Below are 12,577 nucleotides of genomic sequence, written 5' to 3' on the forward strand. Positions count from 1 at the left end.
CGGGAGAACCCCGCGACGGCGCAACCCCCTCCCCTGCCCGAACATCCTCCGCCCGCCGGGCCCGTGCCGCGGGCGTGAACCGATCCCGCGGGGCGGGCGGGGCGTCAGAGTCGCTGACGCGGCCGGAGGCTACCGAGGCCACCGTCCACGCCGAGCACCTGGCCCGTGACCCACGCGTTGGCCGGGTCGAGGAAGAACTCGACCGCCCGCGCGATGTCGTCGGGCTCGCCCAGGCGCCCCAGAGGGTGCATCGCCTCGGACACCTTGCGCGACGTGTCGCTCGCCGTGAGCCCCGCGGTCAGTCGGGTCTGCACGAGTCCCGGGGCGACGGCGTTGATGCGCAGTCGCTGCGACGCGTAGCTCGCCGCGGCCGACAGCGTCAGACCGATCACCCCGGCCTTGGCCGCGGCGATCGCATCGTGGTTGGCCAGCCCCGCGAGGGCAGCCGCCGACGACGTCAGCACCACCGAGCCACCGCCGCGCAGGTGCTTGCCCGCCGCCCGCACCGCCGCGAAAGCGGTCGTGAGCGACGCCGCGACGATGCCCTCGTACTGCTCCCGAGAGGTCAGATGCGCCGGTTTGAGCAGCATGGACCCCGCGAACACCGCGATGCCGTCGAGATCCCCCGCCTCGGCCACGGCACGGTCGACGGCGTCGAAGTCGGTGGCATCCAGAATCACGTCCGGATCGATGACCGAGCGGTCGCGCGCCGTGGTGACGACGTGATGGCCCGCGTCGCGCAGGCGTCGGACGGTCGCCCCGCCGATGTCGCTCGAGGCCGCGATGAGGAGGAAGTTCGCCATGCCCCGATCATGCCCGCGCGTCCGGCGACGAACCGGGGCTGGACAAGCGCGTAACAGTCGCTTCGCGGGCCGTGCGACCCGGGAGAATGGATGCCATGGACTGGCAGATCTCCGAAGACACGGTGCCCTCGGCGCCGATCACGGAGGCCGACGCCCGGTCCCTCCTCGGTCGGCCCCCGGCCACGGGCGCGTGGCGTGACGGCGACCCGGTGGGAGATCGGCGCTTCGCCGCGTTCGGGGAGTTCCGCACCGAGAACGGCGAGCGTCTCCCCGGTTTCCGCCTGGCGTACGAGACCTGGGGCGAACTGTCCCCCGCCCGGGACAACGCGGTCCTGATCCTGCACGCCCTCACGGGCGACAGCCACGTCCGCGGCGCCGCCGGACCCGGTCACCCCACCGCCGGCTGGTGGGGCGACCTCGTCGGGCCGGGCGCCGCGATCGACACGGACCGGTGGTTCGTCGTCGCCCCGAACATGCTCGGTGGATGCCAGGGCTCGACGGGACCGGCCAGCATCGCGCCCGACGGGTACGAGTGGGCCGCGCGCTTCCCGTACCTGACGATCCGCGACCAGGTCGGAGCGCAGGCGCTCCTGGCCGACGCTCTGGGGATCGAGCGCTGGGCCGCGGTCGTGGGCGGCTCGATGGGCGGGATGCACGCCCTGGAGTGGGCGGTCGGGCACCCCGATCGGGTGGAGCGAGCGGCGATCCTGTCGGCTCCGCCGATCACGACCGCCGACCAGATCGCGCTCAACACCGTGCAGGCCGACACGATCCGCATGGACCCGCGGTTCGCGGGCGGTGCGTTCTACGACGCCGCCGACGGCGACGGCCCGCATCGCGGCCTCGCCCTCGCCCGCCGCATGGCGCTGCTGAACTACCGGAGCCCCACGGAGCTGAACCAGCGGTTCCAGAGATCATGGCAGTCCGGCGTCAGCCCGCTGGGGCACGGCGGACGTTTCGCGGTGGAGTCGTACCTCGACTTCCACGGCAACAAGTTCACGCGGCGCTTCGACGCCAACAGCTACCTCACGCTCGTCGAAGCCATGAACTCGCACGACGTCGGCCGCGACCGCGACGGCGTCGAGGACGCGCTGCGCCGCGTGACGGCCACGACCCTCGTCCTCGGGGTCGACACCGACCGGCTGTTTCCGGTGGACGGGCAGCACCGCATCGCCCGTGGCATCCCGAACGCCCTCGATGGGGACCAGGCGGTGGTCCTCACCAGCGACTTCGGTCACGACGGGTTCCTCATCGAGACCGCTGCGGTCGACCACCACCTGCGGCGGTTGTTCGCCGCCTGACGCGGGGCGCCGGGGCACGCGAGCCCGCCGAGTCGCGAGTGCCCACCACGCACGGACGCGACCGCGCGACAGCCGCGCGTCCCGACACCGACGGGGTGGCGCGGCGGCCCCGCGCTGCGGGCTCAGCCCTGCGTGGGGATCGAGCCGGTGATCGCCGTGCGCGCGGCGTCGGAGGCCGGCATCCGGTGCGCGGGGTGGTGTCCGCTGCGGTCCTCGACCCGGTAGGAGATCACGGCCACGACGAGACCGGCCAGCGCCAGAACGGCGCCCACCCACGCGGGGGCGACGAGCCCGAGTCCCGCGGCGATCACGAGACCGCCGAGGAAGGCGCCGAGGCTGTTGCCGATGTTCAGCGCCGAGTGGTTCAGCGCCGCGGCGATCGACTGGTTGTCCTCGGCGACGTCCATGAGCCGCGTCTGGATCGCCGGGCTCAGCGCTGCGCCGCAGAACGCGACGAGGAACGCGAACAGCGCGAGGCTGACGATCCAGCCGGCCGTGAGCGCGAGACCGACGGATGCCAGGGCGAGGGCGACGAGTCCGACCCGCAACCAGAACCGCAGGTCCTTGTCGGCCAGGGTGCCTCCGACGACGTTGCCCACCGTCATCCCGACGCCCACGAGCACGAGCACGAGGGACACCACCCACTCGGGCTGACCGGCGACGTCGGTGATCATCGGGGCGATGTAGCTGTACATCGCGAAGAAGCCGCCGAACCCGATGGCGCCGATGCCCAGGGCGAACCACACCTGGCCGAGGCGGAACACCCGCAGCTCGTCGCGGAGCCGTCGTCCGGGCATGCCGGGGTGGGCGGGGACGAAGAAGGCGATGCACAGCGTCGCGAGCAGGAAGATGCCGGCGACCACCGCGAACGCGGCGCGCCACCCGACCTGCTGCCCGAGCAGCGTTCCGAGCGGGACACCCACGACGTTCGCGATCGTCAGGCCCGTGAGGACGAACGCCACGCCCTTCGCACGGTTGCCCGGCCCGAGCGCGTCGGCGGCCACGAGCGCGCCGATGCCGAAGTAGGCACCGTGCGGAAGTCCGGCGAGGAAGCGGGAGGCGGCGACCAGCTCGAACGTCGGAGCGACGACGGTCAGCAGCGTGAAGAAGGTGAGTGCGGCGGCGAGGACGATCATGACGCGGTGCCGAGGGAAGCGCGCCACGGATCCCGCGATCGTGGGCGCGCCGACGACCACGCCGAGGGCGTAGAGCGACACCAGCCACCCCGCCTGGGCGATGGCGTCGTCGGGCGCGGCGGCCCAGGCGGCGGGGACGAGGTCGCGCGCGATGTTGGGCAGGAGGCCCATCACCACGAACTCCGTCATCCCGATGCCAAAGCTACCGATGGCGAGAGAAAGGAGCGCCCGCGTCGCCGCCCCCTTCGAGGTCGTCGAAGAGGTCACCCGCTGATGCTAGTCGCGCGCGAGCACGCCTGTCGAATCGTTTCGGCGACCCACGTGTCGAGGCTCCCCACGGCTGCATAAACGCGATCCGCGCGCAGAAACGGCGGGAGAGCGCGTTTATGCGCGTGGATCGCGTTTATGCGGGATGCCGACCCGCCGGGCGCGGATGCCGGGGCGCGCTCGGGCACGGATGCCGGGGCGCGGATGCCGGGGCGCGCTCGGGCGTGGACGCCGACCCGCCGGGCGCGGATGCCCGACGCGGCCGGCTCCCTCAGGACGCGTCGTCGATCGCCCGCTCCAGGCGGTCGATCTTGCCGTCGATCTCGCCCGTGCGCCCCGGGCGGATGTCGGCCTTGAGCACCAGCGAGACGCGCGAGCCGTAGGGCATCACGGCATCCGTCGCCCGCTTCACGACGTCGAACACCTCGTCCCACTCCCCCTCGATCTCGGTGAACATCGAGGTCGTGCGGTGGGGCAGCCCCGACGCACGCACGACGGACACCGCCGCCGCGACGGCGTCGTGCACGGAACCGTCGGCGTTCTCCGACGAGGCGGTTCCGACTCCGGACGGGGCGACAGAGAACGCGATGAGCATGGTCCGAGGCTACTTCGCGACGACGCGCGAGGGAACGGAGTGCCGACCGAGCACCCAGTCGCGCAGGTCCTTCGGGCGGGCGACGCGATGCGTGGGGACACGGACGACGCGGGCGATCGCCCACACCATGAGCACGACGCCGAGGAGGTTGCGCAGTTCCAGCAGGAACACCGGGAACGGCGCCGGGTGCGTGGCCATGAGCCCGTCGTAGACCAGCGGGTACACCCACTGCGTCACCCCGGCGATCGCCAGCGTCAGCGCGGCGAAGCCGTACCACCGGCGCCGGTCCAGCAGCAGGCCGAGCACCACCGGCGGGAACAGCCACACGTAGTACTGCGGCGATCCGACCTTGTTCAGCGCGATGAAGGCCGTGACCAGCGCGAGCGCGAGCGGCGGGAACAGGCTCAGGAAGGTCGACCCGAGCCACATCTTGCGGGCACCGACGAGGAGCACGGCGAGCATCACCAGCAGCATGATCGGCGTCATCGCGGCGATGACGACATCGGCACCGGGGCCCGTCACCTGGAAGGTGAGCACCCCGCCGTCGTAGTACACCTCGGAACCGGGGACGTAGAACGCGGCCAGGAACATGTAGAGCCCGCCCACGGGGGCCTCCATCTGGATGCCGCGCGAGGTCTGGTCGCCCACGAAGCCGAAGACGTACGGGGCACCGCCCAACGCCACGACGGGGATGATCGTCGCGAGAGACACCGCCACCGCCCCCCACACGAGCGCCAGGCGTCGGCGGACGGCGACGAAACCGGCCGCGAGGATCGCCGCGGGCCACACCTTCATCCACACCGCGACCGACAGCAGGACGGATGCCACGAACGGCCGGCGGACGAGCCAGATGCTGCCGAGGATCGCGAACGGCACGGTGATCCCGTCGATGCGGTAGATCCCGACGGGCCCGATGAGCAGGATCGCGGCGAGCCAGAACCACGCGGCGATGACGCGGCCGCGCGACCGGCCCGATCCCACGAGGACGACGAAGGCGACGAGGTTGGCGAGCGACACCGTGAGAGCCCACGCCGGCGTGTAGGTGATCGCCCAGGCGAAGAGCCACGCGAACGTCATCGGCAGGAAGGCCAGCTGCGGATAGATCCACTTCTCGGTGATGCCGGGCCACTCCCACCCGACCGACCGCGTGCAGGAGGTGACGTCGATGCCGCCGAAGAGGGCGCAGCGCGACCACGGTTCGTACACCAGGTACACGTCGCCCATGGGCTCGTTGGGCTGCTGATAGCCCAGGATCCCCACCGTGACGTGGACGGCGACGAACGCCAGCAACAGAACGACGACACGCCTCACCACCGCATCATCCTAAGCGGGGGGCCTCCCCCGCCCCCGCCCCCGGATGCCGCCGCCCCCGGCTCGCCGTGCGCGCACGGCTCAACCGTTATGCGATCGAGTCCCTCACTGCGAGCCGAGGAGCCCCGCGATCACCCGCGGGAGCGCCTCGGCGACGTCGAGAGCGGTGATCGGTCCCCCCGACACGCCGAGACGGGCCGCGGCGGCCGTCCCGGCGGTGCCGTGCAGCCATGCGGCCGTCGCCGCGCACGCCGCGAGGTCCTCGAGGGCGGTCCGTCCCACCGCGCCCGCGCCTGCCACGACAGCGCCCAGGACGCCGCCGAGCACGTCACCGGTACCGGCCGTCGCAAGCCACGGGGTGCCCGTGTCGACGCGGCGCACCCACCCGCCCGGTGCCGCGACGATCGTGACGGCCCCCTTCGAGAGCACCACCCCACCCAGCGCGTCCGCGGTCGCCGCCGCCGCTCGCAGCCGTTCGCCCTCGTCCGATGCCGCCGTGCCCGTCAGACCGAGCGCTTCGCGCAGCCGGGCCAGTTCGCGCGCGTGCGGGGTGACGATGACCGGCGCCGACGCGGCCGGCACGAGATCCAGCGCACCCGCGTCGGCGACGACGGGAACGTCGCCGGACAGGATGCCGCGCAGCGCCGCCGTCTCCGCGGCCTCGCGCTCGGCGGCATCCGTGCCCGATCCGATGACCCACGCCTGCACGCGGCCATCGGCGGTCACGGTCTCGGGTCGCCGCGCCAGCACCAGGTCCTGCGCGCGCGCCGGACCCACGTACCGCACCATCCCGGTCCCGCTCCGCCAGGCCGCTTCCACCCCCAGCACGGCCGCGCCCGGGTAGCGCGCGGAACCGGTCCGCATGCCCACGACCCCGCGGGAATACTTGTCGTCGTCGCCGGTTGGCCTCCGAAGTGCGCGGGCCGCGTCGCGCCCGGTCCAGTCCTTCGCCGTCATGGCGTCACCCTAGAACGAGAGAGGTCCGACGTGAGCACCCTCTTCACACCGCTGACCATCCGCGATATCGAGATCCGCAACCGCCTGTGGGTCTCTCCGATGTGCCAATACAGCGCCGTCGACGGCATCCCGAACGACTGGCACCACGTGCACCTCGCGCAGTTCGCCGCCGGTGGTGCGGGCCTCGTGGTCGCCGAGGCGACGGCCGTCTCGCCCGAGGGACGCATCTCCCCCGACGATGTGGGCCTGTGGAACGACACCCAGGTGGAGGCGTGGGCGCCGATCGTCGCGGCGATCCGGGCGCGCGGGGCGGTTCCGGGCGTGCAACTCGGCCACGCCGGACGCAAGGCCTCGACGACGTCCCCCCTCACCGGCGGCCGTGGTTCGGTCGCACCCGATGCCGGCGGCTGGACCACCGTGGCCCCGTCGGCCCTCGCCTACCCCGGCTTCGCCGAGCCGCGCGCGCTCGATGCCGCCGGCATCGAGGACGTGGTGGCCGATTTCGCGGATGCCGCCCGCCGCGCCGTCGCGGCCGGCTTCGACGTGCTCGAGGTGCACGCCGCCCACGGTTATCTGCTGCACCAGTTCCTGTCACCGCTGAGCAACCATCGCGACAACGCCTATGGCGGGTCCTTCGACGGCCGCGTCCGGCTGCTCGAGCGGGTGACCGCCGCCGTCCGGGAGGCAGCTCCCGAGGCGGCGGTCTTCATTCGCTTCTCGGGGACGGATGCCGCCGAGGGCGGGTGGGACATCGACGACACCGTCCGCGCCGCCCGGCGCGTCGCCGCCGCGGGCGCGGATCTGATCGACGTCTCCAGCGGGGGGCTGGTGCCGCACCAGAGCATCCGCACCGGCCCGGGATACCAGGTGCCGCTCGCCGAGAAGGTGCGCCGCGAGACCGGCATCCTCGTCGCCGCCGTCGGCATGATCGACGACGCGCACCTCGCCGAGTCGGTCGTCGCCGAGAGCCGCGCCGACGCGGTGTTCTCCGCCCGGGAGTGGCTGCGCGACCCGCACTACGCGCTGCGCGCCGCGGTCGAGCTCGGGGCCGAGGTGCCCGCCCCACCGCAGTACCTGCGCGCCTACTGAGCGCGCTCGCTCAGCGATCCGCACCCTCTCAGCCGCGGCGCGCCACGGGGCGCTGAGGATGCGCGGATCGCAGAGTCTGCGCAGCGCACCCCGGATGCCACGCCCCGTCGTCAGGCGAAGCGACGACGGGCCGTGGCATCCTGCACTTCGCCGACGAGCTCCTCGATGACGTCCTCGAGGAACAGCACCGCGCGGACCTCGCCGGCGTCGTCGCGCACCTGCGCGAGGTGCCGGCCGGAACGGCGCATGAGCGCGAGGGCGTCCTCGAGGTCGGTCGACTCAAGCACCGACACCATGTGGTGGATGCGCTTGGCCGGGATGGGCCGGGCCATGTCGGCCTCGTCGTTCGGGCCCTCGGCGACACGGAGCACATCCTTGAGGTGGACGTATCCGGTCGGGTGACCGTGCTCGTCGACGATCACGTAGCGGGAGTACCCGTGCACGGCCACCGCGCGCTCGATCTCGGCGGGGGTCGTCGTCTCGGGGAGCGTGACGAGGTCGGCCACCGGCACCGCGATGTCGGCGGCCTTCTTCTCGGTGAACTCCACGACCGCGGTGACGGTTCCGGCGCTGTCGTCGAGGACGCCCTCGCGACGGGACTGGTTCACGATCGTCGCCACCTCGTCGAGCGTGTAGGTCGACGTCGCCTCGTCCTTCGGCTCGACCCGGAACAGACGCACGACGTGGTTGGCGGTCCAGTTCAGCGCGACGATGATCGGGTAGAACGCCTTCGACACCGCCACGAGCGGCGGAGCGAGCATCAGAACGGCCCGGTCGGGCAGCGAGAACGCGAGGTTCTTCGGCACCATCTCGCCGAACACCACATGCAGGTACGACACCAGCAGCAGGGCGACGACGAATCCGGCCACGTCGACCGCCGCCTCGGGCAGACCGGTCAGGCCCAGCGGCTCGGCGATGAGGTGGTGGATCGCCGGTTCGGAGACGTTGAGGATCAGCAGCGAGCAGATCGTGATGCCCAGCTGGCACGTCGCGAGCATGAGCGTGGCGTGCTCCATGGCGTACAGCGCGGTCTTGGCAGAGCGCGAACCGCGCTCGGCCAGCGGCTCGACCTGGGAGCGGCGGGCCGAGATGACGGCGAACTCCGACCCCACGAAGAAGGCGTTGGCGATCAGCAGGACCACCAGCCACGCGATTCCCGCCCAGTCGCTCATCGCTGGTCACCCCCCTTGGCGGCGCGGACGAGGTCGTCGACGCCTTCCTGGGTCGGGCTCGGCGTGAACTGCACGCGGTCCACACGGCGCCCGTCCATGCGGTGCACCGTGAGGATGCCGTCCTCGATCGCGACCGTGTCACCCACGGTGGGGATGCGCTCCAGTTCAGCCATGAGGAAACCGCCCACCGTGTCGTAGACCTCGCCCTCCGGCACGCGCACCCCGGCACGATCGAGGAGCTCGTCCGGACGCAGGTCGCCGGGGAAGGTGACGGATGCCGCGGTGCGGACGACGCCCGCGCGCGATCGGTCGTGCTCGTCCAGCACCTCGCCGACGATCTCCTCGACGAGGTCTTCCAGCGTCACGACACCGGCGGTACCGCCGTATTCGTCGACGACGACGGCCATCTGGTAGCCGCGCGAACGCAGCTCCGACACGAGGATGTCGAGGTGCACGGTCTCGGGAACGCGGAGCGGCTCGGTGGCCAGCGCCGCGACGGGGACATCGCCGCGCCGGTCGCGGGGCACGCCGACTGCCGCCTTGAGGTGCACGACGCCGATGATGTCGTCCATCGACTCGCCGTAGACGGGGAATCGGCTGTGACCGGTGCGGCGGGCGAGGTGGATGACGGCGTCCGTCGGCTCTCCCGCCGCGAGCGCGTGCACGCTCGGGCGGGGGGTCATGACGTCGGCGGCGCTCAACCGGGCGAAGGTGAGACTGCGGTCCAGGAGCGAGGCGGTGTCCTGCTCCAGCATGCCCGCGCTCGCGGATCGCTTGACCAGGCTCGAGAGCTCCTCGGCCGTCCGCGCACCGGACAGCTCCTCCTTGGGTTCCACGCCCACGGCGCGGAGCACACCGTTGGCGCTGCCGTTGAGCACGGCCACCGCGGGACGGAACACCATGGTGAAAGCGACCTGGAACGGCATGACGAGCTTGGCCGTCTGCCGCGGGATCGCGAGCGCGAAGTTCTTCGGCACGAGCTCGCCGAGGATCATCGACAGGACCGTCGCGATGCCGATGCCGAGCACGGCCGAGACCGGGACGACGACCGCCTCCGGAACGCCCCAGGTCTCGAACACCGGTCGGAGGAGGTTCGAGATCGCCGGCTCCATCGTGTAACCGGTGAGCAGCGTGGTCAGCGTGATCCCCAGCTGCGCGCTGGAGAGGTGGGTCGAGGTGATGCGCAGAGCGTCGATGGTCAGCGACAAGCGCGATTCGCCGGCCGCGCGCCGCGATTCCAGATCGGCGCGATCGAGGTTGACCAGCGCGAACTCGCTCGCGACGAAGAGTCCCGTGCCCACCGTGAGAAGCAGCCCCACGCCCAGCATGACGTAATCCATCACGCGTCACCCCCGCTCGGGGCGGGAGAGGGTCGTCGGGGCTCGGGTCTACAACTGGGAGGGTCGTCCATCGTGCCCACGATTCTAGGGCCTCACGCGCTCGAGGGCACCGGGCAGAGGCATCCGGTTCGACAGGCCAGGATGAAGCGATGGATGCCATCGCCTCGGCGCAGGAGCGCGCCGCCGTCGCGGAGCGCGCGGTGATCGCGGCCTACGTGCACCGCTACGGCCCCGTCGCGTGGGCCCACGCCGCGACCGCCGGCGATGGCGCGCACACGTGGCACTACTGGTGGCACGCCCACCTCGTCCACGTCCTGTGCGAGGCCCAGCACCACCGCCCCTCCCCGGCGCGGCGCCGCCTCGTCGACGACCTGCTGCGGGGCGTCACCCTCCGCACCGCCGGGTCGTGGACGACCCCGTTCTACGACGACATCGCGTGGATGGGGCTCGCGCTGGCGGAGGCGCGGCCCTCCGGCCGCGCTCGCGCCCGCATCGCACGCATTCTCGAGCGGGCGGTCGATCCGGACGTCGGGGCCCTTCCGTGGCGCACGGGCAGCGTGCTGTTCAACGCACCGGCCAACGGTCCGGCCGCGATGGTGCTGGCACCCAGCCGTCACCGCGGTCGCGCCGCGCAGCTGAGCGCCTGGATCGCCGCGACCCTCGACGACCCGGCCACCGGGCTCGTGCGCGACGGGATCGAGCACGGCGTGGTGCGTTCGGAGCTGTGGACCTACAACCAGGGGGTGGCGGTCGGAGCCGCACTCGCCCTGGGCGACACCGACCGCGCCGCCACGGTCGTCCGCGCCGTCGAGCGCTGGTGCGCGGCCGACGACGGCCTGTTCCCCGCGGCCGGCGGTGGGGACGGGGGCCTGTTCGCCGGCATCCTGGCCCGCTACCTCGCCGCGGCCGCGCGGATCCTCACCGGCCCGGATGCCGCCCGCGCGGGGCGGCTGGTGCACCGCAACGCCGAGGCGCTGTGGGCGGGGTCCCGCGGCGGACGATTCCCGGCCGACCCCCGCCGATCGGTGCGGGAGGAGGGCGAGGACCTCGACCTGTCCGTGCAGCTCGGCGCGTGGATCACGCTCGAAGCCGACGTGACGGCCGCCTCCGCGCTCACCAGCTGACGGGAAGCGCCTTCCCCTCCTCGTACCCGGCGGCCGACTGCAGCCCCACGCGGGCCCGCTCGTGGAACTGCGGGACGGTGGCAGCCCCGGCGTAGGTGAACGACGAGCGGACACCGGAGGTGATCATGTCCAGCAGGTCCTCCACGCCCGGGCGCTGCGGGTCGAGGTAGATGCGCGACGACGAGATCCCCTCGGCGAACAGTTCCTTGCGCGCGCGCTCGAACGCATCGAGGCCCTGGAAGCGTCCCTGGACGGCCTTGGTGGAGGCCATGCCCCACGACTCCTTGAAGATGCGCCCGTCCTCGTCGGTGCGCAGCTGACCCGGCGACTCGATCGTGCCGGCGAACCACGAGCCGATCATGACGGATGCCGCGCCCGCGGCGAGCGCCAGCGCGACATCGCGCGGGTACCTCACGCCACCGTCGGCCCACACGTGCGCGCCCGCGGCCCGCGCGGCCTCGGCGGTCTCCAGCACGGCGGAGAACTGCGGGCGGCCCACCGCGGTCATCATGCGCGTCGTGCACATCGCGCCCGGCCCCACACCCACCTTGAGGATCGAGGCCCCGGCGGCCGTCAGGTCGCGCACGCCGTCGGCGGTGACGATGTTGCCCGCCGCGATCGGGATGCCGAGCTCCAGCGCCGCGACCTCGCGCAGCGCGCGCAGCATCTGCTCCTGATGGCCGTGCGCCGTGTCGACGACGAGGACGTCGACGCCCGCCGCGGCGAGCGCGCGCGCCTTGCCCGTGACATCGCCGTTGATCCCCACGGCCGCGGCGACGATCAGGCGACCGTCGGCGTCGACGCCGGGACGGTAGACGGAGTCGCGCAGCGCACTGCGTGCGGACAGGGTGCCGACGATGCGGTCGCCGTCGACGACCGCGACGATGTCGGCGGACCCGACGAGCTCGAACACCTCGTGCGGGTCGCCGACCCGCGCCACCTCCACCAGCGGGGCGTCGGTACGGGCGATGTCGCCCAGTGTGGCATCCGGAAGCGCCGTGGCCAGACGCGGAGCCGGGACGATCCCGCGGTAGTCGTCGAGGGCGACGGTGCCGTCCTCGCGCTGCTCGGCCACGACGATGCCGCGCCCGGCCACGGCCGGGAGCACCAGCCGCGCATCGGCCACCGTCGCGGACGGCGGGAACACCATCGGGGCGTCCCAGGAGACCGGCTGCGCCTTGACCCACTGGACGGCCTCGACGAGGCGCGGCAGAGACATGTCCTGCGGCAGGACGCCCAGTCCACCCCGACGCGCGAGGGTCGCGGCGAGGCGCGGTCCGGTGACCGAATTCATGTTCGCCGAGACCAGGGGCAGGGTCGCCCCGCTCCCGTCCCCGGGGGCGAGGTCGACACCCAGGCGGCTGCCCACCTCGGAATGGCGCGGGACGAGGAAGACGTCCGAGTAGGTCAGGTCGACGTCGGGCTGTGCACCGGAGAACTCCATGGCATCCACCTCATCACATCCATCGATACCGAGACCCG

At 72.5% G+C, this 12,577-nt stretch carries 11 protein-coding genes; 3 read left to right on the forward strand and 8 right to left on the reverse strand.

What is annotated here, in order from left to right; translation table 11 throughout:
• Positions 1-104 precede the first annotated feature (104 nt).
• A complete protein-coding gene (locus LL239_RS09555; RefSeq protein ID WP_228163202.1) occupies positions 105-803 on the reverse strand; it encodes an SDR family NAD(P)-dependent oxidoreductase in 699 nt (232 codons plus the stop codon).
• A gap of 95 nt (positions 804-898) precedes the next feature.
• Here LL239_RS09555 and metX point away from each other — a divergent pair, with 95 nt between their 5' ends.
• Positions 899-2,104: a homoserine O-acetyltransferase MetX gene (gene metX, locus LL239_RS09560; protein WP_228163203.1), complete on the forward strand. Its 1,206-nt coding sequence runs from the start codon at positions 899-901 to the stop codon at positions 2,102-2,104.
• A 122-nt stretch (positions 2,105-2,226) separates the two neighbouring features.
• Here metX and LL239_RS09565 read toward each other — a convergent pair whose 3' ends face one another.
• From LL239_RS09565 to LL239_RS09580, 4 genes are all read right to left on the reverse strand, one after another.
• On the reverse strand, positions 2,227-3,507 hold the full coding sequence (locus tag LL239_RS09565) for an MFS transporter (protein WP_228163204.1): 1,281 nt from the start codon (positions 3,505-3,507) through the stop codon (positions 2,227-2,229).
• A 271-nt stretch (positions 3,508-3,778) separates the two neighbouring features.
• Positions 3,779-4,102 carry a thiamine-binding protein gene (locus LL239_RS09570; RefSeq protein ID WP_228163205.1) on the reverse strand — a complete coding sequence of 108 codons (324 nt, stop codon included), beginning with the start codon at positions 4,100-4,102 and terminating at the stop codon, positions 3,779-3,781.
• 9 nt (positions 4,103-4,111) lie between these two features.
• Positions 4,112-5,416 carry a glycosyltransferase family 87 protein gene (locus tag LL239_RS09575; RefSeq protein ID WP_228163206.1) on the reverse strand — a complete coding sequence of 435 codons (1,305 nt, stop codon included), beginning with the start codon at positions 5,414-5,416 and terminating at the stop codon, positions 4,112-4,114.
• Positions 5,417-5,518: 102 nt separating this feature from the next.
• Positions 5,519-6,370, reverse strand: coding sequence for an ADP-dependent NAD(P)H-hydrate dehydratase (locus LL239_RS09580; RefSeq protein ID WP_228163207.1), 852 nt, complete (start codon positions 6,368-6,370; stop codon positions 5,519-5,521).
• Between the two features lie 30 nt (positions 6,371-6,400).
• Here LL239_RS09580 and LL239_RS09585 point away from each other — a divergent pair, with 30 nt between their 5' ends.
• On the forward strand, positions 6,401-7,459 hold the full coding sequence (locus tag LL239_RS09585) for an NADH:flavin oxidoreductase/NADH oxidase (RefSeq protein ID WP_228163208.1): 1,059 nt from the start codon (positions 6,401-6,403) through the stop codon (positions 7,457-7,459).
• Positions 7,460-7,569: 110 nt separating this feature from the next.
• On the opposite strand, the gene LL239_RS09590 is transcribed toward LL239_RS09585, so the two are convergent.
• Both LL239_RS09590 and LL239_RS09595 read right to left on the reverse strand, forming a co-directional pair.
• Positions 7,570-8,631 carry a hemolysin family protein gene (locus tag LL239_RS09590; RefSeq protein WP_228163209.1) on the reverse strand — a complete coding sequence of 354 codons (1,062 nt, stop codon included), beginning with the start codon at positions 8,629-8,631 and terminating at the stop codon, positions 7,570-7,572.
• Positions 8,628-9,971, reverse strand: a complete 1,344-nt coding sequence (locus LL239_RS09595) for a hemolysin family protein (protein WP_228163276.1) — start codon at positions 9,969-9,971, stop codon at positions 8,628-8,630. The genes LL239_RS09590 and LL239_RS09595 overlap by 4 nt, the downstream gene beginning before the upstream one ends.
• Positions 9,972-10,120: 149 nt before the next feature.
• On the opposite strand from LL239_RS09595, the gene LL239_RS09600 reads away from it, so the two are divergent.
• Positions 10,121-11,095: a glycoside hydrolase family 76 protein gene (locus LL239_RS09600; RefSeq protein ID WP_228163210.1), complete on the forward strand. Its 975-nt coding sequence runs from the start codon at positions 10,121-10,123 to the stop codon at positions 11,093-11,095.
• On the opposite strand, the gene LL239_RS09605 is transcribed toward LL239_RS09600, so the two are convergent.
• Positions 11,085-12,539 carry a GuaB1 family IMP dehydrogenase-related protein gene (locus LL239_RS09605; RefSeq protein ID WP_228163211.1) on the reverse strand — a complete coding sequence of 485 codons (1,455 nt, stop codon included), beginning with the start codon at positions 12,537-12,539 and terminating at the stop codon, positions 11,085-11,087. The two genes, LL239_RS09600 and LL239_RS09605, sit on opposite strands and share 11 nt — an antisense overlap.
• Between the last annotated feature and the right edge of the window lie 38 nt (positions 12,540-12,577).

Origin of the sequence: Microbacterium testaceum, assembly GCF_020781835.1 — a bacterium.
Classification (GTDB): domain Bacteria; phylum Actinomycetota; class Actinomycetes; order Actinomycetales; family Microbacteriaceae; genus Microbacterium; species Microbacterium testaceum_H.